Genomic DNA, 20,259 nt, shown 5'->3' with positions numbered 1-20,259 from the left:
CCATCAAATTTTGTAATAAGAATTTAGTATTATAATCCTAAACGTCAAGCGGTAAGGGGTCTAACATTGAGATAATGTTGTTCTCGCTCACCGTTTTCTCAACATCTAGAGGATATAGGGGCGTGCCTGCTTGAACATCAGTTCGCGTTCGTCGCCCATCACCTTAAATTCAATATCCAAAATCAGCTCATCGGCGCTCTTCTTGTAGAGTTTGGCGAAATGAGTCTGGATTTTCTCGACGAAGCCATAGAGTTCCGTCACCTCGGAATCAGTCAAGACGGGTTCATCCGGAGACAACGTGGAGCTCTGCAGAAGAACCTTCTGAACGCCCTTGGCCGCAGGAACGATAGAGAAAATTTCGGGTCTGGAATTGTTTTCGGGATTCGTAATGGAAACTTCACCCTTCTGCACATTCACATAAATGCCGGCAACAGAGAAGTCTGCGATGTTCTGGGTAACAATGACACCATTGGCAGCTTCATCGATGAAGGCTCCATGTACGGCAACAGCCATCTGCACAGAGAAATGGTCGATGTTCCACAGGGTTCGTTCCTCGTAGGCCTTAAAGCTCCAAACCGAGGCCCAGACCTTACGAATTTCATCGGAGGGCAAATCCTTAGGCTCGCGGGTCGCCTTTACTGACTTATAAAGTCCTGCGCCATTAAATTCATCAAGGTCTTCGGAGTTCGTGCTGGAACGCAAGCGCACCGGAGTCTCCCCAAAAATCTTGTAGACCTTTTCATCCAGTTCCGTACCGAATTTTTCGTCTACGGGAATATGGCGGATCATGTAACGGATATTATCAAGAACAGCTTCCCTTGTACGGGTATCTGATTCAAACTTTTCGTCAGCAGTTACAGCGGCGATGTACTTTTTCAGCGGCAAGGAATCGTCCTTGACTGCAGACTCGCACAGTGTCTCGATGTAATCGCAAATTTCAGAAGAGCGACCTTCCTTCTTGCAATCCTTTTGAGAGCGAAGGCAAAGAGATTCCGTCACCTGGGCATAGCTCATGAAATTATCGTAATGATAGAACGGTACCGCAAAACCATCAGGAGAATTTTCGGGAATAAACTTTTGAAGTTCAGCCAGGTTTGCTGCCTTGACGCCTACGAATCCCGCAGAATTAAAACCAAGATCCTTGAAATCGGGGAATCCCTTTTCGCTCAAGTCATAAGAGAGGATCGTCTTTTCTTTCTTGAGACTTTCCCAATATTCCTTAGCTTCTTTCAAGGTCGTCTTTTCTACGGTATAGGACGCGGTGCTGACCGTCAGCTTCACCAGGCTATCGCAAAGAGCCAGAAGGGAGTCCGGCAGTTCATGCCCGTTAAAGGCTATGTTGGGAGTCTTACGAGCCTTGGCCGCAAGGTTCACATGAGAAAGCGGAGTCTGGGCATCCTTGCTGATAGCGCCAGCCACCAGCGGAATTTCGGCAGGCAGGGTTTCAAGAATTAAAATATCATGGGAAGAAACAATAGCCGTATCCAGTTCATCGGCGGTAAACTTTCTGAGAGTACCGTAAGCGACACCCGTATTCATAATCTGAAGACTGACGTCTCCAAAGATTTGGGCATGAGTGTACACGGGAACGTCTAACCGTTTAAATTCATCAGCGTAATCTTCGGCCGCAGATTCGGCCACGCTACCCGACGGCATATAATACAGGCGATTCTTTTTTGTTCCCACATTCAGGAACTGCAGACGGGATTCAATAATGCGATGAGTTTTCGCCACCAGTTCTGCACTAATCTTGTCTGTCGGGAAGAACGTCAGGGCGATCATGGAATCTTGAGCCGCATAATAGACTAACGTTCCAGCCACAGTCTTCTTTTTCGTGCTGTAATAAACATCGCTTTCAAATTCCGACAAGCTACGGGAATCCTTCAGCACCTTCTTTGCAAATTCATAATGCAGAGAATGCTTGCCGGTATTCTGCAAATGCAGCACAGGCTTCTTGGAATCAAAATCCGTAATGATGAATTTGACCAGGTAGCTTCGGCCAATTTCAGTCGACGACTTATAAGCCTTCTTCAAGAAAGCATCGTAACCTTCATCAGCAGTAAATCCAGAAGCTTCATCTGCAGTATTCTTGAATTCGTCAAGGCGACTCAAGGAAACATCGATATTACGATCCCTGTCCGCGCCCAGCTTTCCGGCAAAGAATTCGTTTCCCCAGGCCTTCACCACCACATCGGCAGAATCGCCTACGTCAAAGGAAATAGAGACACCCGAAGAAGTACACTTCAGATTGTCACTATCCGATTCCGGACATAAAACTTGCTGTTCATCGACTCCGACAAAAAAACTCTCAAGTTTCGCACCAGAAGCGTTAATATGCAGACCAGAAAATTCCTCGTTCACCGAAGAAGAACTGTCATCGGAACAAGCCGAAAAAAAGGCCACTGCGCTTAAAGTGGCCATAAAACAATTACGATATTTTTTCAGATTAATCATCAAAATCACCAGGGCACTTTTCAAAAGTATCATCAAAGCTACTTACGCGGCCCTTTTCATCAACATTTCTACAGACAACAGGCAAGGAGCGTTCTGAAGTGCAACCATCCTTGATTTCAGTTTCACCGTCAGCCTTGAAAACCTGCAGACAGTCCATTTCCTGGCAAGAACGCCATCCAAAGCCAAAGGAAGAGTGGTAAAACTTGAACACCTTGTCCTTGTAGGTAAAGGAGATGTTATCGTTATGATGGTTTCCACCCCAGCTATACTCGGCCTTAGAAACAGGCACCATTTTACCATTCACATAAAGCTCAGCTTTTTCAGTTTCAGAGGAAACCGGAACAACAGACATGAACATTTTCGCTTCGTCTACAGAAGACTGAATGTAGAAGTAACCATCTTCACCTTCGTAGTTAAAAGTGCAAATCCAATCCTGCTGCATGAATTTTTCAGAAGCAGGCTTGCCATCTTCGTCGGTATAGGAAACCTTCACGGAATCCGGCTTACGGACTTCGAAGATGGACATGGGATCATCGTTCTTTACGGGATCTGCAGAAGAGTTGGAAGAGGAATCATCACCGCAGGCAGCAAATAAAGCAAGTGCGCCAATGGACAGGATAAATTTTAAGTTCATATTTTCTACTCCTAATTTTTTGAAATAAAATAAAAAAAATTTTATAAATCGTAAATCAAGAAATTATCGACTGCGCCAGCGGGCAGAAGTCGTCTTGTCGAAAAGTCCGAAATAGAACTTAGGTTCCTTACGGTCAGGGCTATAGCCTACTTCAAAACGCACACGGTCCAAGGCGGGAATCACCAAGTGCAGGCCACCGTAAACGGCACCTTCATAGTTCTTCCAGCTTGGCGAACCTTTGTCCCAAAGCAGACTTCCATCAAGGCCAGCCACCAGCTGCAAACCATAGAAGAAATTGATTCCCCAGAGAGAAGCCGCCTTACGTTCGCGCAACACAAAACGTTCTTCCAAAGTCAGAAGAGCCTCGTGGACGCCTAAACTATTGCTGTCGGCTTCATGTCCGCGGAAGGTATTGGTTCCGCCATGATAGAAATAATCGTAACGTTCTACATCGCCTGGACGAATACGAACAAGAGCCGTAGCCCCAGTAATAAAGCGCCATGCCGTATAATAGGCGCGTGCATCCGTCAGCAGTTCCCAGTAGTTCTCGCCGCCCATGCCGTCACAGCTTTCCACAGTACAATCAGCATCATGATCGTCTCCATAGCCTACGTGAGTCATCATGTACTCAAAATACACACCCTTGCGGCTGTCCAGTTTACTATCGCGGAAATCAAAGGCAAAGCCAAGGCCCGCTTCGGGAAGCCACGCAGCCTTCTCCAAATAACGAACCGCCACCGTTCCCAGCAGCGAAAGTCGGGAAAGCACCTGATATTCTACATCCAGATCGGCCAGGTAGCTATCGTCCTGAAAGGAACGCAAGTCATCCCAGCTATCGGTCCGCAAGAATTCGAAATTCCAGCCCACCGGGAGTCCAAACAAGTACGGCGAACTTGCATAGAAGGCATATTCGTTGCTTTCAAAAATCGGGTCAATTGCAGTACGGTACTGGACCTCGGCACGAATGTCCTCACCAAGCACATTGAGATTTGCCAAGGCAAGGCCGATCATGAGCCCGTCGCGGTCAGTCGTCTTCCCCGCCGGAGCGGGAATCCAGCGGAAAATTTCCTTGAAGGAATAATGAAGGACCATCCCGCCGCCATTATCGGCACTTTCACAGTTTGCGGAAATCTCTGTGAATAAATCCAGATCCTGAAGTTTTAATTTTTCAGACTCAAATTTCTCTGTAGAAAAGGGTTCGCCTTCACGATTCTGCAATTCACGCAGCACCACGCGTTCATTTGTATGTTCTAGACCACCCAGTTCTATTTTCTTGATAATCGACCCATCAACACAGACAGCACCAACAGACGGGACCATCAAAAAAAGCGCCAACAAAAGCAGCAAGGCTTCCAAAAAGTGTAATGGGGCAAGAACTATCTTCACAAATCCTCAAATTTATAGTACAAAGATAAAAAAACACATTTCATTTTTTCTATCTTTGGCTTCGTCAAGGAGAAAACCCGAGGTTTTTATGTTAGACTTTCTTGCCAACAATTGGCCCTATCTTATCGCACTAGTCATTATCGTCTTTGCAGTCTTCGCAATTCGCGGACTCCGCAAGGCCCTCAAGGAAGGTGGTGGAGCATTCAGTCTCGAAACCATCAAGAAGGCAACCGAGCCCAACTTCGCCGCCCTCAAGCAGAAGTCTCATGCCCTGCTGGCAGATGCCGACATGATCTGCGAAGTCAAGGAAGGCGCCACCTACGTCATCCCCAAGAAGGAAGACCTGAAGCTGTTCCGCAACGCCGTCAAGCAAAAGTACAAGTTGGCCATGTTCCTGGTGCCGGGCACCACACAGGTTGCCTATTTCTTCTGCAAGACTGAACAGGGCCTCCGCCGCCGTATCGACAACCTGGTCATTAACCAGAAGTTCCAGGCCGGCAAGAAGCCTTACAACGATGTCGCCACCGGCGAAAAGCTCCGCTTCCCCAAGGCCTAGTAGATTAAAGGTTAAAGGATAAAGATTAAGCGCGATCAAGGTCGCGCTTTTTTCATAAGCATTTAAAGCAGACTTCAAAATTCAACCGCACGAAACAAGATGTTCCGAACATACAAAGACCTTGCCATTGCCGAAGAAGAATCCAAACTGATCGAAGCGATTGACCAAACCAGAAATCTACTGGTTGAAGCGCCCACCGGTTCCGGCAAGTCCCTATATATTCCCTGGTTCCTTTCGAAGCATTGTACAGGTCGTGTGGTAGTACTGCAGCCCCGACGCATCGCTGCTCTTTCCCTGGCCCAGTATTCCGCAAAATTACACGGCGAACCTTGTGGCAAGACCGTAGGCTATCAATTCAGACAGGACACCTGCAAAAGCGCAGAAACCCGCATTCTGTTCCAGACCTACGGAAACTTTCTGCAGGAACTTCTCCACGGGAAAATGGACGCCGAATGGGTTATTTTCGATGAATACCACGAGCGCAAGTCGGACATGGATTTGCTGTTCAGCTACCTGCTTAGACTACAGACGAAAGACGAAAGACGAGAAAAGAACAGTGATAAAGTTCCGCGAATTGCGGTCATGTCAGCAAAGCTGAATCGCGAAGAAATGGAAAATGCCCTAGGCGTAAAATGTCTGGAATTGGGACACCCTCTTTATCCGGTCCAGATTTTACATCAAACCCCATTAGCAGGTTCCTCCCTCGAAAGTGAAGTGGTCAAGGCCCTCAAGTCCCTGTACCGCAGCAACGTCTGGAAAACCACACTGGTATTCCTCCCCGGTAAAGCCGAAATTTCTAAATGCCACACTGCAGCCGAAGAATCCATGGGCAATGCTGCAGAATTTCTAGATCTGTATGGCGGTCAGGAACGTGATGTTCAAGACAGAATCTTCGAAGAAACGGAACGCCCCCGCGTCATCTTTACCACCAATATTGCCGAAACCTCCATCACCGTTCCCAACGTTAGCGGCGTGGTAGATAGCGGCGTGGAACGAATTTCCGAATACGACGACAGCCAGAAAGTAAACGTACTACGCACCGCCTCCATCTCGATGCAGAATGCCATCCAGCGTTCCGGACGTTCAGGCCGTACACAGAACGGAGCCTGCATCCGACTGTGGAGCGAAGAATCAGAAAACAGAATGCCCCGCGGAATCATTCCCGAAGTTACCCAAATTGAACCTTCCGAATTTTTGTTACAGAAGTCCGCACTGGAACGTTTCTTAGACGAGAGAGAAGGAACTAGAGGCGAGAATGGATTGGTTCTGCCGACGGCTATTCCCGAAAAACGAGAAATCGTCGCGAAGGAACTTCTGCAAGAATTGGACATGGTCGACGAAAATGGAATTACGGAATTGGGTCTGCAGGCCGTTCAGTCCCCCCTTTCCGATGTTCAGCTGGCTTACGTTTTAATCAAGTCCAAGCCTGCAGGAATCAGTAATTTAACTTTGTCTGCAATGGCATGGATTCACGGCGGCACAGAAGCGTTGCAAAAGAACAAGCAGCCCACCAACCTACTGATGTTGGCAGGCGATTCTTCTGGACACGGCAACAACACTCCCCGCGAAGTTTCACTAACGCTACGACAGTTGCAAGACTATTGCAAAAAGGAGAACTTCAAGAAAAGCGCAGACAACGAAACCGAAACCATCCAGATGCTAATGAAGGCCTACTCCGATAGGCTTGCCTCCCCCACGTCCAGTAACGGATCCTATAAGCTTCCCAACCAGAATGTCATCCGCCTGCAACATCCGGAACCGCCCTTTGCATTGCTGGCCATGACCATGCTCCGCACCAGCTCTGGCGCCGCTGCAGGCACCAAGACGGAACTCCGTCTAAACCTTTACGTTCCCGTTCCTAGAAGTCTTCTAGAAAACGAGGACGAAGAAGCCCGCTACGAACTCATTTGGCGTAGTGGCCAGGAACGTTTTATCGGAAAGGAAATCCGCGGCACAGTCGAACGGGAAATTCTCCCTCAGGAAGCCTCCCCCGCCGTTCTTGATCAGCTAAAGGAACTGACCGTCAGCGCCTGGAAAGAAAAGCTGGAAAAGGAAAACTGGACCGGGCGTTACCTTACAGAAAATCTGCAGACTCTTCTAATCAAGATGCGACTGGCCGCACAACTGTATCCAGAATTCAGCCTTCCTGAATTCAATGAAGAAGATATGGAACTGATCTTTGATGAATTCGCCAACGGCATCTTCCTGCTACGCGACCTGAACGAAGACCGCTACCGCGCCATTCTTGAAGACTACTTCGGACGATCCATGTTGCAATGGCTTCACAAGACCTTCCCCGACCATTACATTCTCCCCAACGGCAAGAAAGCTCGCTACAGTTATCAGGAAGTTGAAGCACCGGAACCGGGAACCCCCGGCAGCAATCTCGTTACCCAAAGTGCTGAAGGCGTTCTCGTAGAAGTTTCCGCCCGCATCGAAGACTTGATGCAGTTGCGAGGCGAACATAAAATTGCCGACGGAAAGTTGAAGGTCCGCTACGATATTCTTGCCCCAAACTTCAGAACCATTCAGAAAACTTGGGACTTAACAGGATTCTGGCAGAACACCTACGCCGAAGTCCGCAAGGAACTTCGCGGCAGATACCCCAAGCATCCCTGGCCGGAATCCGTTCTCTAGGCCACGGACCCCGAACTACTTGATAGTATAAATCACCAGCGACTTGCTGTATTCGTAATTGACAATCAGAATGGGAGTTCCCACAAGGGGGCTGTTCTTCTCATCAATAAACAGCATACCTTCAGGACCGCGATCTTCAGGATCCATGGTATATTCAACAAGCTTCGGAGCAACATGCTCCGTGCCAATGCTGGTCAAGCCAAAAACAGCAACACCACTCATCCGTTCCAATCCAACGAAGGCTAGACGGCGGCCATTTACAGTACCGATTACAATATTTTCCGGTTCGCAGCCCTTATCATCGCTGCGGGCATCAGCCTTACGTTTTCCCTTCTTGGAATTCCAGTTAAAACATTTGGGATACTTTCTGGCAAATTCCCTTTCCAGGGCATCTCCGGAATCCCAAATCAACTTACCCGAAAAACCATCAAACACGCTAATGGAACGGGAGCCAAATTTCACCTTGCACATTTCTTCATTGCCGCAAATTTTTGATTCGTCAAAATTCTTGACATCGGCACCTTCATTTGCTGTCACGACAAAAGTTGAACTTTCCGTTTCGAAGGCCTTAATTCCATCAGGTTGACGGAGTCCCCTAATGAACGCATTTTCAATACGGATCTTGCCATCCTTGATGGCATCCAGTCCAAACCCGGCCTTGGAATGATCCACATAGCCTAAATCAAACACGCCATCCAATTTCTTGCCGATCACGTCGATGCGGGCAATGGCGTTGTTTTCCTGCAAGCTGACCCAAGCCCATTTAGAATCCTTAGAAACTGTAATGTATTCCGGTTCCACATCCACATCGTCAAAAGGAACCACGGTCACCACAGGAGAAATATCCATAAAGGTGGCATCATCAAGACTTACAATGGCAACACCGCCAGGAGGATTGATTTTACCATCTTCGCTAGGTTCGCCTTCGCAAGCCACTAGCAACGCCTTTCCATCAGGGGTAAACGTAATCATATCCGGATGACTACATACCTTGTACGTCCCGATTTTCTTGACGCCCCCCACCACAGACGAATCCTCAGGTTGCTCCCCCACGTACTGCATCAGCTCAACAAAACCATCTTCCCAAGCCGGGTCCGCAAGCAAACTAGAGGCAATCAAGTTTCCATGAATAGAAACACTTGTCGCTTCCCCATCAAGCGAGAATGTTTTTTTAACCACAGGCTTCGTCGGATCAGCCAAGTCCACGACATCCATATTGTTGGAATCGCCCACAGAGAACAGCAACCTGTTTTGAGGCATGTAGGCAGAAATCTCGGCAGATTTCAGCTCAATTCGGGAAAGAGGTCTAAGAACAGACGTCTCCTGGGAATCGCCACCCTTCTTGGCGCAGCTAATCCCCGCAGCAAGCAACAGCGGTATCAAGATAAAATTTAGACGAACCATTCCAGACACCCTTTAAATTTCTAGTCGAAAATCAACCAGAACAGCAACATACCGAGACCGAGACCGCCCATAAAAGAAGTAGAAGTCATCATGGCGGCCTGCTGACGGTCCATATTTTCCTTTTCCTTCTTCTTTTCATTAACGCCGATAGAAACGCTCAAGGCCTGGGCGCAAACTTCGTTGTTCTGCTTGGCAGTATTGTAGCTCTTTTCCCAGTTGGCGCTCTTGGCCTGTTCCACTTCCAGAGCCTTCTTCAAGGAATCCCTTTCTACAGAATAGGAACTATCGCGAACAGCCATCACGGAATCACGGACAGCGATTTCACGCTTCAGTTCATCTTCGGCAGAAACTTCTGCAGGAGCAGCCTGTTCAACAACAGCAGGCTCAGCCGGAGTGGCGACAGGTGCAACCACAGCGGAATCCTGGGCAAAAAGAAAAGTCGCCGAAAGAACGACGACTGCAAAAATAGAGGCAATCAAATTCTTCATGTTTTACAATATAGCAAACTGAAGAATTTGAGTTTTGGAACTATCGCGGAAGAACCATCTGCTTTTTCCAAATACCATTGGCACCCTTTACATAGTAAACACCAGGCACCATGGCGTCACCAGGAGCAACCAAGGAACCATCTAGACGGCGCACCTGCAAACGGCTTCCCGAGAATTTTGGAACAGACTTCAAGTTTGCAATAGATGTAAGACCATATTCGTCATCAGAAGATGCAGGCTCCGCAGACTGGGATGAAGATGAAACTTCATTTTCAGAGGAAGCAGGCTCCACTGACTGGGAAGAAGATGAAACTTCATTTTCAGAAGATGCAGGCTCCGCAGACTGGGAAGAAGATGAAACTTCATTTTCGGTAGAACTACTCAACCCGATCTTCCGTTCGTCCATGAATATGCCATGAACTACTTGCAATGTCACGTCCTTAATTGAATCCGGAATTGCAACAGCCTTTTTAGCCTGATCAACAACCGTTACAGAATCCATGCCAACACTTTCACCAAAGTAATACTTACCTGCGGTAGTCACCTTGGTCTCACCACCCTTAACAACAGTATCCCTTCTAGTGACATGGTAATAGGCTACAGAAGCATACCACCAGTCAAACTGGAATTCATAGGTTTTAGACGCAAGAATTTCTCCAGAACGATAAGATCCATCTTCAGGAAAGTCGTCCTCCACAAACACCAGAAGATTATTGGTATTGGTAGAATCATAACCATTCATCTTATTGCCATGGATATCCAAAATAACCGTAGCATAGTCACTCGAACCTTGCTCCCACCTTCCAGAGGAACTCGAACTCAACCAAGAGTAATACTTATAGTCGTTGGAATAAGTTTCACTACAGGCAGCGGTTACCGTATACGGGAAATTGTACTTGGTATTTCGAGAAGGCTTTAAAGTCCAAATATCTTCATGACGAGTTTGCGTGACAGAAGTAGCCGTTTTCAAATCCTTGCTACCTTTCCACAAGGTCTCATCCATATAGGCCATCTTCAAAGTCACCTTGGGAAACGAACTATGAAGCAAAGTATCGCACACATTGCGAACATAAATGGATTCGTCAGCCCAGGCAGACACACCCAGCAGCATTCCAACAAACAAAACTTTTTTGGCCAGATTCATTTTAGCCTCCAAAACACAATTTTACTACCACTAAAGATATATCAAAAAAAGACAGTCCGTAAACTGTCTTTTACAAAGAGTGATTAAATCAGCCGAATTTTCGTAAAAAAGACTACAATTCCGTTGACTTAATGCGTTTCCACCCCTCTTCAGGAATCATGGCACCCATGACCTGCACCACTTCGTTAGAAACAACACTACCCAACTTACCGGCACGATCCATATCCCAGCCATTCATATAGCCATAAAGGAAACCGGCAGCCCACAGGTCGCCTGCCCCGGTGGTATCAATGGCCTTGGCAGCACCAGCCTCCACACGAGTCACCACGCCGTCCTTGGCAATCAAGGCGCCACGCTTGCCGATCTTAACCACAGCCACCTTGGCCTTCTTGGCAAGAACTTCAAGAGCGGCCTCTTCCTTGACACCGGCATAGGCGAAGGCTTCGTCTTCGTTGGCAATCACGATATCGATCATCTTCTTTTCGAAGAGTTCATCGAACAAGCCGCGGCAGGCATCCACCACCCCAAAGGAACTGAAATCCAGAGCGGTTTCAACACCAAGGGAACGGGCCAAGGTAAAGCACTTCTTGAAATTTTCGGTATCGAAGGCGCTATAACCTTCCGCAAGAATCAGGGAGACGCCATCAAACAGTTCCGGGCAGAAAACCTCAGACTTCATATCGTTAGACGCACCCAAAAAAGTCCACATAGAACGCTGGGCATCGGGAGTCACCGCGCTAAAGACGCAACCCGTAGCCACGTCAGAAAGACCCATACGATTTTCCACATTGTGAGACTTCAGATGATTCTGGAACAGTCGACCCAGTTCGTCATCACCCACGCGGCTAATAAAGGCGGAATCGCCACCCAGCTTCGAAATACCCACCATGGTATTGCAGGTAGAACCGCCAGGAACGCGAATGGGATTCTTCAACTCGCCCAGGAACTTTTCCATCTGGGGCCAATCCACATGATTCATGCCACCCTTCTGAACACCCTGTGCAGCCATCCATTCTTCGCTGACATTGGCCAAGACATCAACCAGGGCAGCTCCAATACCAAGAATTTTTTTAGTCATATGAGTTCGTTCAACCTTTAAAAAACAAGGCGGGTACAGAGACCCGCATTTTTAAAACTACCGACGGCGGCGAAGCTTTTCGCTTGCATCCAGAAGGAATTTACGTTCAGAGTCCGTCAGCGAATTGATTCCGCTTTCGTTCACCTTCTTCAGGATTTCGTCCATGCGCTTGTTTTCGTCTACATAGAAAACTTCACCTTCCAAGGGTTCGTCCGACTTGCGGGAACTGCGACTGGATTCCGCACGGCCACCGTCATTCATCTTGAACTTAGGGCCGCGGGCCTTGCGGGCGGCGCGTTCAAACTTGTCGGCAAGATCACCAATCTTGCCAAAGCCACGTTCGTAAAAATGCATATAGATAAAGCCACCAACGACACCGCCCAAATGAGCCAGGTGAGCCACGCCATCTCCGGAGGGAGCCATGAACACGTCGATACCCACCATAAACCACATGGCGTACTTGATTCGCATGGGGAAGAACATGAACATGAGAATCACACGGTTGGGGAAGAACTTATAGTAGGCCACGAACAGCCCCATCAAGGCGCCAGAGGCTCCGATAATGGGATTATTGGTCAGGCCCAGTACACACATAACCAGGCTGAACACTGCAGCAAAAATTCCGCAGAACATGTACATGCCCGTAAAATGTTTCGAACCCATCATGTCCACCACGTCGGAACCGAACATCCAGAGCATCAGCATGTTAAACAGGAAATGCCAGAAATCCACATGGACGAACATGTAAGTCACATAGCGCCAGGCTTCGTACGGAACCGTGGGGAAATAGGCGCCAAAATAAGTGATATAGTCGCGAAGATTGCCCGGTCCAACACCGGGAATGTTCAATTGCAAGCCTAGCACACCACCCAGAACAAAGGCTGCGGCAAAAACACCAGCGTTGATCAGGAGCAGAACTCGCAAAACCTTAGGCAAAAAACTAAACGGTCGCATTTCACATTACCTATTCAATAAATTGTCGAAAGAATTTTCACTACGAAAAATAGCAAATTCACACAGCTGACTTTGTGATAAACCGAATTACATTTTCGGGCAGGAACTTCTTTAAAGTCTCGACACCTTCAGCGGTATCAGCGATTCCACATTTTACGATTTCACGGACCACGGTACTGCTAATAGCCAGATGTTCCTGCTTGCTGGAAAGCAGCACGGTTTCGCAATCCGGGTAAAGCACCTTGTTGTTCCAGGAGACGCTCTGCTCGAAATCCAGGTCCATACCGTTACGGATTCCGCGAACCAGGAACTGGGCCCCGACAGACTTCATGAAGTCTACAGTAAGACCTTCGTAGGAAGCCACCTTTACGTTGGGCAAATGGGCAACAGCTTCCCGTACCAGAGATTCACGGCAGTCTCCAGCCAGCATATACTTCTTGGAGGTATTTACCGCCAGCAGTATCCACAATTCATCAAAAAGTTTGCAGGCCCTTTCAGCGATATCCAAATGACCTAAAGTAAAGGGATCAAAGGATCCCGCAAAGACCGCCACTCTAGATGTAGCAACATTCTTCTCGGACATTTCTACCCCAATTAAAGAGCCTTGCGGAAAATGACCAGGGAGGATTCGCCATACTTTCGGACAGAGGCCTCACCCGCTTCTTCGGATTCCTTGACCCAGGCCGGTAAATTCTTGGTGGGAGCCTCGAACACCGCCACGCCACCAGGATTCAGCCAATCAACGAAAGGGCGCAAATCCGGGTAATCCATATTCTTGAAAGGAGGATCGGCGTAAATCAGGTCAAAGCCTTCTTCCTCGCAAAAGGTTTCCTTGGACAAAGTCAGGGCATTGCTTTCCAGCAAAGTCAACTTCGATTCAAGATTCAAGGCCTTGTAAGCCTGTTGCACCAGGCGGGCTTGCACATGAGCCATTTCTACAGCAATCACGCTGGCGGCGCCACGACTCAAGGCTTCGATTCCCATGATACCGGTTCCCGCAAACAGATCCAGCATACGGAAATTTTCTACGCCCTGAAGAATATTAAAGAGGGCCTCCCTCGTGCGGGAGGCTGTAGGTCTAGTTTTTGATGTGTCCGGAGAGGGAACATTGCGTCCCCTCAGATTTCCACCTGTGATGCGAATGGGCATGAGTTCAACCCAATTACGGAATCACGAACATTTCGAAACGAATGGCAGTCAGCAAGTCCTTTCTTGCAAACTTCATTTCTACAGACGGAACGCCCATGCGGATGGGAGATGCGCTAAAGGCAGCGACAAATGCCTGCAGATCGCTAAAGTCAGCAGAAGTAGTTACCTGATAGGTAAAACGCTTGTAGACACCGAAATCTTCAACAACAGGCTTTTCGAATCCATTGAACGTTACCTTGTTGGTAGAGCCCAAGGTCTTTATAGCCTTGACTTCGTTGGCAACTTCAGCAGCGGAAACAAACTTGTTGACAGAATTCAGGTTAACATTCTCTACGTTGTACTGACCGAAGGCGGTAATGTCGGTTGCAGGAGCGTTTTCCGGCAGAGGCGGAGTCCTAAAGTTGGAGCTAACCGTCTTGATGCGATCCAGGAAGCTGCGCTGAGAAGCAGGCTTAGCAGCCACACCACGAACATAGAAGTAGTTGGGAGCCTGGTAGATACAGTCAGAGAAGCCCACGTCTTCGGGAGTTGCCGAATTCATGAAAGCAACGAACTGACCCAGAGAAGACTTCTGGAAGGAAACCTTTTCGAGAGGCAGGTAGGAATTGTAATCCGTGCGTTTGTTGTTAAACAGAGCCTGAGGATTGATTTCACCCACGACCTGCTTGGCGGTCATATTGTCGCGGTAACGCAGGGCGGCAGCCTGTGCAGCAGCCTGAGCTTCCAACGAACCACCTGCGGAAGTCCGCTGTCCGTTGCCCATGACAAGTGCGGTGCGGCTTGCATCTTCGGCACCAATCAGAGACAAGTAAGCCTCGGGGAAAATACCCTGCAGAGGAGCGGGAACGCCACAAATGCTGAGGAAGGCACTGAAAGCAACAATGGCAAACAGAGCGGCAACGGCAACCGTAAGAGCCTTCTTGCGGCTCTTCTTCTTCAGTTCGTCGATACTGGTAACGTGAACCGGAGAAACGGACTCGACTATAGTCAGTCGTTCAGCGGCATCAATCAAGTTCAAATGAATCATACGCCCTCCAATGCGTAAAGGGCAGCACCAATGGCACCGGCGCAACTCAATACGGCAGCGGAATCTTCAGCTTCCACCGGAAGTCTAATGTTGGAGAAAGAATCCATGGATGTGAGCAGACAATCCGGAAGAGCCTTTCTGAGGCATACCATGAATTCGGGGTCCAGAGCCATTTCACCGCAAAGATTGACATTCTTGGTGACAATGGCAGAATTTTCTTCCTGGGCAACCTTAATCTGTTCGACAATGCCCTCGACAAGGATCTTGTAAGCTTCTTCCTTAGTCTTGTTTACCAGGGGAAGAGTAGAGACACAACGCAGGGCCTGCAGATTATCCTTGGTGAGCCAAATCAGCGTCACACCGGCGTAGTCAGCCTTAATAACGCATTCCAGTTCAGTCATGTTTTCTGCAAAGGCCATCAGGTTCATTACAGAAAGAACATCCACGTCCAGGGACTTCGGTGCGAGGGACTTGTTACGGAAGCCCTTGCGCATGTTGTCCACCCACTGGTGGCGGACCGCAATCAGCATGACGGTAAAGCCCAGCGATTCGCTTCCGCTCAAGACCTGGTAATCGATGATATAGGCACCAGGATCAGCATTCGTAATCAGGGAAACGTACCACTTCAGGTATTCGTCCAGAGTCTTGGCAGCCTCAGCCGGAACAAACACCTGACGGACAATAGACCTGAATGCAGGAACGGTAACCGAAACTGCATCTACGGATTCAATCTTCGCAAATTCCATCCAACCTTCGAGGACGGATTCAAAAGCAAAAACGTCATCCAGAGGGCTGGTTTCAGTCTCGAGAATAGCTGTCTTCAGAACGCGGCGTTCATCCACATCAAAAACGGCAACTTTCAGGGAGGCGTCAGCCACCTCGATACCCATGTATAATTTCTTATCACTCATACTATCAATGACTTACAAAAAGTTTTCCATGTAAAAAATTAATCAAAAATTACCCCTTGCAGTATGGTCTCCAACTTTTTCTTGCCAATTCCAGGCACTTTTTTCAGGTCTTTTTCACTTTTAAAGGGGCCAGAGGACTCTCTTTGGGCAATAATCTTTTCGGCAAGCTTCGGACCAACCCCCTTCAAGGCACAAAGCATATCTAAATCCGCCGAATTGATCGGTATGGGAAATTGAACTTTTGGCGGCTTCTTTTTGGACATTTTTTGAGAATTGTCTTTTATTTTGTCTGCAACAAAAACCGTTTTTTCAACCGGTTCTCCGCGTAATTCCCTATGAGTTGAATCTTCAACATTCGCGATGACTACAGGATCTCCGACCTGGAACGTATCGATCGAAGGAAGTCCCCAAGGCAAGAATCGGTAAACGATTCCCATGACAAAAAGGACAAAAGACAGAAAAACCATCTTTTTTTCTGGTCCGTTCATAAGAACTCTCGTAAGGCGAGGGTCTGAATCTAAAAAATCAAGGGACTAGACGAGCCTCTACGGCAGCCACGTCCGATGGTACATCTACAGAAATGGAGATATAAGGACTTTTAACCATGCGTATGGTCCTGCAATTAATAATACGCATCTGTTCCAAAGAGCGTTCCAATTCAACGCTGGATTGAGGAAGAGCAGCGAATTCATCGCGGGAAGCCCGAGAATAAGCATATACACCCTGATGTTGGAACCACTCCGCAGATAACTGATCTGCTGTGGCGAGACATCGCTCGTCTACATCACGGGTAAAATCAAGAGCCACACCATCTTTCACCAGGACTTTCACCACGGTGTTCAAGTGATGTTCGGCAGGATTAAGGGGGCAGGCAACCGTCACCCAGCAATCAGGATGACATTCCAGTTCCCTAGCCACCTGAGCCAGCAAAGCAGGCTCCACAAGCGGTTCATCCCCTTGCAAGTTTACCACAAGGTCAAGTCCCAGCTTGCAAGCGGCCTCAGCCACACGATCAGACCCCGTCTGGGCAGGACCGGTCATGACACATTCAAAACCAGCCCTGGTCACTACATCGGCAATGACTTCAGAATCAGTAGCACAGACCACCGTCCCAAAACAGCCCGCATCACGGGCCCGTTCCAAGGTGCGTACAATCATTTCCTTGCCAGCTATCTTGACCAGGGGTTTCCCGGGATAACGAGACGACCCCATGCGGGCAGGAACTATGCAATGCACGGTCATAGACTAAAAATCGAAGAGATTAACCGCCAATGACCTTGGGAATAGCAAAGTGGTCGTTTTCTACGGCCGGAGCGTTTGCAAAAGCCTGTTCCAGGGTGAAACCCTGCATGGGAACATCTTCGCGAAGAATGGTAGCACCATTTTCGACACCAGTCATAGGTTCGACATCGGCAAGGTTCAATGCCTTCAAAGCTTCCATCTGGTTCAGCATCTTGTCAAGATGACCCTTCAGAGCCGGAATTTCCTCTTCGGAAACACTCAGGCGAGAAAGCTTAGCCAATTTCAATACTTCTTCACGTTCAAGCATAAAAGCCTCTTTTTTATCAAATACAGGAACAATGTAGAAAAAAGTAGATAGTAGGTAGTAGGAAGTAGACGGTTGGAAGGCGGTAGTAGACGGTAAAAAGAGTGAGAAGGGCGGAGCCTGCGGCTCCTTTCAGCAGTGAGCTGTGAGCTAGATAATCGCGCCAAAGGCGCCTTACTTTAACTCATAATTCGTATCTAAGTCCCTGGATCCCTCGACTTCGCTCGGGATGACATACCCTCACAGCCCACCATCCACTCTTCACTATTAACTGTTAATCGTTCACCCTCTAGACCACTTCCAACGATGCGTACTTCAGGATAATGGTTCTCGTGACACCGTCTCCAAAGCGGACGTCCACTCGGGCGTTGTCTCCAGTTCCGTAGGATTTCTGAACCACGCCGATACCGTATTTGATGTGGCGAACCTTTGCTCCCTGGTGGAACGGATTCTCGCTGAATTCGTCGTACACCACACGGGGGCCTGCGGGTGCCGCAGGAGCAGGCTTGGGAACAGAAACCGGATTGCGGTAGACAATGCGCTTATCGTTCTTGCGAATGGAATCGGGAACAGCGCCAGGGCGACTGAATCCACCGCTAAAGCCGCGTGAACCGAAATTAGAAGGTGCGGAACTGCGGCCACCAAAGCTACCGGAACTGGGACGACTGCCAAAGCTACCAGAGGCTCCCGGACGACGAGGAATGGGCGGAGGAGGATTTCCCATGCGAGGAGCCCTGAAGCCACCACCCTGAGAGTAATCCTGATTGAAGCTATTGAAACCGCCACCAAATCCGAAATCTTCACACGGTACAAAATCTACAACAGACGGATCCAATTCCTTGAGGAAACGGGACGGGGCGAAGGGACGGATATTCCCCTGGAAGAACCTGCGTTCCGCATGATACAGGAACAGCTTCTTTTCGGCTCGGGTACATCCCACATAGAACAGTCGACGTTCCTCTTCCATCTGTTCATTCATCTCGGATCCAGACATCATGGAAGACATTCGGATCAACGGGAAAATTTCTTCATCGCAACCCGCAATATGAACCGTATTGAATTCCAGGCCCTTGGCCATATGAATCGTCATAAGGGTAACTTGTCCCTTAGAAGAATCCACCTTCTTGTCGCCATCTGTCAAAAGGGAAATATCCTGGAGGAACGCATCCAAAGTAGCACCGGGATGTTCTTCATCGAATTCACGGATGGCGTTAACCATTTCATCCAAGTTAGCGATTCTTTCGTCAGCAGTAATCTCATCTTCCTTACGGAGGAATTCCTTATAGCCAACGTCATTGATAATCTTTTCGGCAAGGATGGGCAGCGGAGTCTCGCCTGCGGCCACCAAAGCCTTCCAACCGAGAACCAAGTCTGTAAATCCCTTAAGTTTGGGAGCCGTACGTCCAAGGCCATTGGCTTCGGCCAGCAGATTTTCCCAGAAGGAACCTTCCCCATTACGTTCCTTTTCCAGGACCGTTTCCACAGTCGTCTTACCGATGGAACGAGGAGGCGTATTGATAACACGGAGGTAGGCGGCGTCATCACGTTCGTTGGCCAATACGCGCAGATAGGCAATAATGTCCTTGATTTCCTTGCGGTCCCAGAATCGCGTTCCACCAAAAATCACAGAAGGAATGCGTCGATCGTTCAAAGCCTTTTCAAGAGAACGGGACTGGGAATTTGTTCGATAGAAGACCGCAGTCTTGGCATACGATTCAGGACCGGCCTTGGCAATAGTATCGGCAATGGCAGAAGCTTCGGAGCGATCGTCCATAAAGTGGCGAACATGAATCAGCTCACCCGCCTCCTGCTTGGAAAACACGTTCTTCTGCATTTCCTGCGGACGGATATTGTGAGCGATCACAGACCCTGCGCCTCTGACAATATTCGATGTGGATCGGTAGTTCTGTTCCAGTTTGACGATTGTCACCGGAGCAAAGTCGCGATGGAAATTACGGATGATCTTGATGTTGGCACCACGCCAGCCATAAATACTCTGGTCGTCGTCGCCCACCACAGTCACATTGTGCTGTTCATTCATCAGCAACTTCAGCAGTTCATACTGCACATCGTTGGTATCCTGATATTCATCCACAACCACATACTGAAAACGGGTAGCCAGCTGATTCGCCAAATTGGGCAACTTCTGCAGCATGAGCACCGTATTGAACAGCAAGTCGTCAAAGTCCATGGCATTGGATTCCAGAAGTTTCTTCTGGTATTCCGTATAATAGCGGGCGTACTTTTCTTCGTCAGGGTACTGAGCATTGTTGCGAGCCACTTCCGGAGTCTGCAACAAGGTACTGTTCCCTACCACCATCATAGAATTCTTGAACTTGGAAATGGCGGCGTGAGCCTTTTTTACATCAGCGGCTTCCACATTTTCATCACCGTCAGCCTTAAGAATTTCTTTAAGGATACGCTTTTGATCATCATCGTCATAAATGGAGAAGTTACCGTCGTACCACCTACCCCCCGAGCCGGCCATAGCGGCCACTACGGATTCCTTGGACAGGCAAAGTTTCAGCAGACGAAGACAAACAGAATGGAAAGTTCCCATCCAGCTGAAGCTCATCCTGCAATCCAGAAGCTTGTGAATACGTTCCTTCATTTCGCGAGCGGCCTTATTGGTAAAGGTCACCGCCAAAATACGATCGGACTCCACATTGTGGGCAGAAACGAGATGGGCTATCTTATAGGTAATGCAACGGGTTTTTCCCGAACCAGCACCAGCGAGAATCAGCATGGGTCCCTGGATTTTCTTGGCTGCAGCAGCCTGTTCCGGATTCAGTTCCCGGTCCAACACACCATTGTCCACAATATTTGCCATTTACCTCTCCTGACTTTTTAGGACTCGCAAGATAGCAAAAATGTCGAGACCCATGGGTCCC

General features: G+C 48.5%; 18 protein-coding genes. 2 read left to right on the top strand and 16 right to left on the bottom strand.

The genetic code is table 11. The features are described from left to right. Nucleotides 1-105: 105 nt before the first annotated feature. From MMG03_RS01485 to MMG03_RS01475, 3 genes are all read right to left on the bottom strand, one after another. On the bottom strand, nucleotides 106-2,421 hold the full coding sequence (locus MMG03_RS01485; RefSeq protein ID WP_249505463.1) for a PEP/pyruvate-binding domain-containing protein: 2,316 nt from the start codon (nucleotides 2,419-2,421) through the stop codon (nucleotides 106-108). Between the two features lie 25 nt (nucleotides 2,422-2,446). Beyond that, entirely contained in the window at nucleotides 2,447-3,088 is a 642-nt protein-coding gene (locus tag MMG03_RS01480) for a hypothetical protein (protein WP_073285490.1), read from the bottom strand. Between the two features lie 63 nt (nucleotides 3,089-3,151). Continuing rightward, nucleotides 3,152-4,474 carry a BamA/TamA family outer membrane protein gene (locus MMG03_RS01475; RefSeq protein ID WP_249505462.1) on the bottom strand — a complete coding sequence of 441 codons (1,323 nt, stop codon included), beginning with the start codon at nucleotides 4,472-4,474 and terminating at the stop codon, nucleotides 3,152-3,154. Between the two features lie 88 nt (nucleotides 4,475-4,562). Here MMG03_RS01475 and MMG03_RS01470 point away from each other — a divergent pair, with 88 nt between their 5' ends. Next, nucleotides 4,563-5,030 (top strand): hypothetical protein, encoded by a 468-nt coding sequence (locus MMG03_RS01470; RefSeq protein ID WP_249505461.1) that lies wholly within the window; start codon nucleotides 4,563-4,565, stop codon nucleotides 5,028-5,030. 99 nt (nucleotides 5,031-5,129) lie between these two features. Beyond that, nucleotides 5,130-7,667: an ATP-dependent helicase C-terminal domain-containing protein gene (locus MMG03_RS01465; RefSeq protein ID WP_073161349.1), complete on the top strand. Its 2,538-nt coding sequence runs from the start codon at nucleotides 5,130-5,132 to the stop codon at nucleotides 7,665-7,667. 15 nt (nucleotides 7,668-7,682) lie between these two features. Here MMG03_RS01465 and MMG03_RS01460 read toward each other — a convergent pair whose 3' ends face one another. The 13 genes from MMG03_RS01460 to MMG03_RS01400 all read right to left on the bottom strand — a co-directional run bounded on the left by MMG03_RS01460 (nucleotide 7,683) and on the right by MMG03_RS01400 (nucleotide 20,198). Beyond that, complete coding sequence (locus tag MMG03_RS01460) at nucleotides 7,683-9,071, bottom strand: choice-of-anchor I domain-containing protein (protein WP_249505460.1); 1,389 nt, start codon at nucleotides 9,069-9,071, stop codon at nucleotides 7,683-7,685. A 20-nt stretch (nucleotides 9,072-9,091) separates the two neighbouring features. Continuing rightward, the gene (locus MMG03_RS01455) at nucleotides 9,092-9,559 is read right to left on the bottom strand and encodes a hypothetical protein (protein ID WP_073161351.1); all 468 of its coding nucleotides are present in this window, start codon (nucleotides 9,557-9,559) and stop codon (nucleotides 9,092-9,094) included. Nucleotides 9,560-9,599: 40 nt separating this feature from the next. Then, nucleotides 9,600-10,703, bottom strand: a complete 1,104-nt coding sequence (locus tag MMG03_RS01450; protein WP_249505459.1) for a hypothetical protein — start codon at nucleotides 10,701-10,703, stop codon at nucleotides 9,600-9,602. A 112-nt stretch (nucleotides 10,704-10,815) separates the two neighbouring features. Then, a complete protein-coding gene (locus tag MMG03_RS01445; RefSeq protein WP_249505458.1) occupies nucleotides 10,816-11,781 on the bottom strand; it encodes an adenosine kinase in 966 nt (321 codons plus the stop codon). 57 nt (nucleotides 11,782-11,838) lie between these two features. Next, complete coding sequence (locus MMG03_RS01440) at nucleotides 11,839-12,735, bottom strand: rhomboid family intramembrane serine protease (RefSeq protein ID WP_249505457.1); 897 nt, start codon at nucleotides 12,733-12,735, stop codon at nucleotides 11,839-11,841. 58 nt (nucleotides 12,736-12,793) lie between these two features. Next, the gene (gene coaD, locus MMG03_RS01435; RefSeq protein WP_073161355.1) at nucleotides 12,794-13,318 is read right to left on the bottom strand and encodes a pantetheine-phosphate adenylyltransferase; all 525 of its coding nucleotides are present in this window, start codon (nucleotides 13,316-13,318) and stop codon (nucleotides 12,794-12,796) included. Nucleotides 13,319-13,329: 11 nt separating this feature from the next. Beyond that, on the bottom strand, nucleotides 13,330-13,884 hold the full coding sequence (rsmD, locus tag MMG03_RS01430) for a 16S rRNA (guanine(966)-N(2))-methyltransferase RsmD (protein WP_249505456.1): 555 nt from the start codon (nucleotides 13,882-13,884) through the stop codon (nucleotides 13,330-13,332). A gap of 13 nt (nucleotides 13,885-13,897) precedes the next feature. Next, the gene (locus MMG03_RS01425; RefSeq protein WP_249505455.1) at nucleotides 13,898-14,911 is read right to left on the bottom strand and encodes a hypothetical protein; all 1,014 of its coding nucleotides are present in this window, start codon (nucleotides 14,909-14,911) and stop codon (nucleotides 13,898-13,900) included. Continuing rightward, nucleotides 14,908-15,822 (bottom strand): hypothetical protein, encoded by a 915-nt coding sequence (locus MMG03_RS01420; protein WP_073161358.1) that lies wholly within the window; start codon nucleotides 15,820-15,822, stop codon nucleotides 14,908-14,910. Before MMG03_RS01420 ends, MMG03_RS01425 begins: the two co-directional genes overlap by 4 nt. Before the next feature lie 38 nt (nucleotides 15,823-15,860). After that, the gene (locus tag MMG03_RS01415; RefSeq protein ID WP_088658519.1) at nucleotides 15,861-16,310 is read right to left on the bottom strand and encodes a helix-hairpin-helix domain-containing protein; all 450 of its coding nucleotides are present in this window, start codon (nucleotides 16,308-16,310) and stop codon (nucleotides 15,861-15,863) included. Nucleotides 16,311-16,347: 37 nt separating this feature from the next. After that, on the bottom strand, nucleotides 16,348-17,064 hold the full coding sequence (locus MMG03_RS01410; protein ID WP_088658520.1) for a 3-deoxy-manno-octulosonate cytidylyltransferase: 717 nt from the start codon (nucleotides 17,062-17,064) through the stop codon (nucleotides 16,348-16,350). Nucleotides 17,065-17,083: 19 nt separating this feature from the next. Then, the gene (gene gatC, locus MMG03_RS01405) at nucleotides 17,084-17,371 is read right to left on the bottom strand and encodes an Asp-tRNA(Asn)/Glu-tRNA(Gln) amidotransferase subunit GatC (protein WP_073161361.1); all 288 of its coding nucleotides are present in this window, start codon (nucleotides 17,369-17,371) and stop codon (nucleotides 17,084-17,086) included. A gap of 286 nt (nucleotides 17,372-17,657) precedes the next feature. Next, on the bottom strand, nucleotides 17,658-20,198 hold the full coding sequence (locus MMG03_RS01400; protein WP_073161362.1) for an ATP-dependent helicase: 2,541 nt from the start codon (nucleotides 20,196-20,198) through the stop codon (nucleotides 17,658-17,660). Nucleotides 20,199-20,259 lie beyond the last annotated feature (61 nt).

The sequence above is a fragment of the Fibrobacter sp. HC4 genome, assembly GCF_023373925.1.
GTDB lineage: Bacteria > Fibrobacterota > Fibrobacteria > Fibrobacterales > Fibrobacteraceae > Fibrobacter.
The sequence above is the reverse complement of the archived record's forward strand: the minus strand, read 5'-3'. Positions and strand labels throughout refer to the sequence as shown.

Bases quoted from the DNA above. Each gene is read 5' to 3' on its own strand.
- MMG03_RS01485 (WP_249505463.1), bottom strand. From the start codon at position 2,421: ATGGCCACTTTAAGCGCAGTGGCCTTTTTTTCGGCTTGTTCCGATGAC.
- MMG03_RS01480 (WP_073285490.1), bottom strand. From the start codon at position 3,088: ATGAACTTAAAATTTATCCTGTCCATTGGCGCACTTGCTTTATTTGCT.
- MMG03_RS01470 (WP_249505461.1), top strand. From the start codon at position 4,563: ATGTTAGACTTTCTTGCCAACAATTGGCCCTATCTTATCGCACTAGTC.
- MMG03_RS01465 (WP_073161349.1), top strand. From the start codon at position 5,130: ATGTTCCGAACATACAAAGACCTTGCCATTGCCGAAGAAGAATCCAAA.
- MMG03_RS01460 (WP_249505460.1), bottom strand. From the start codon at position 9,071: ATGGTTCGTCTAAATTTTATCTTGATACCGCTGTTGCTTGCTGCGGGG.
- MMG03_RS01455 (WP_073161351.1), bottom strand. From the start codon at position 9,559: ATGAAGAATTTGATTGCCTCTATTTTTGCAGTCGTCGTTCTTTCGGCG.
- MMG03_RS01450 (WP_249505459.1), bottom strand. From the start codon at position 10,703: ATGAATCTGGCCAAAAAAGTTTTGTTTGTTGGAATGCTGCTGGGTGTG.
- MMG03_RS01445 (WP_249505458.1), bottom strand. From the start codon at position 11,781: ATGACTAAAAAAATTCTTGGTATTGGAGCTGCCCTGGTTGATGTCTTG.
- MMG03_RS01440 (WP_249505457.1), bottom strand. From the start codon at position 12,735: ATGCGACCGTTTAGTTTTTTGCCTAAGGTTTTGCGAGTTCTGCTCCTG.
- coaD (WP_073161355.1), bottom strand. From the start codon at position 13,318: ATGTCCGAGAAGAATGTTGCTACATCTAGAGTGGCGGTCTTTGCGGGA.
- rsmD (WP_249505456.1), bottom strand. From the start codon at position 13,884: ATGCCCATTCGCATCACAGGTGGAAATCTGAGGGGACGCAATGTTCCC.
- MMG03_RS01425 (WP_249505455.1), bottom strand. From the start codon at position 14,911: ATGATTCATTTGAACTTGATTGATGCCGCTGAACGACTGACTATAGTC.
- MMG03_RS01420 (WP_073161358.1), bottom strand. From the start codon at position 15,822: ATGAGTGATAAGAAATTATACATGGGTATCGAGGTGGCTGACGCCTCC.
- MMG03_RS01415 (WP_088658519.1), bottom strand. From the start codon at position 16,310: ATGAACGGACCAGAAAAAAAGATGGTTTTTCTGTCTTTTGTCCTTTTT.
- MMG03_RS01410 (WP_088658520.1), bottom strand. From the start codon at position 17,064: ATGACCGTGCATTGCATAGTTCCTGCCCGCATGGGGTCGTCTCGTTAT.
- gatC (WP_073161361.1), bottom strand. From the start codon at position 17,371: ATGCTTGAACGTGAAGAAGTATTGAAATTGGCTAAGCTTTCTCGCCTG.
- MMG03_RS01400 (WP_073161362.1), bottom strand. From the start codon at position 20,198: ATGGCAAATATTGTGGACAATGGTGTGTTGGACCGGGAACTGAATCCG.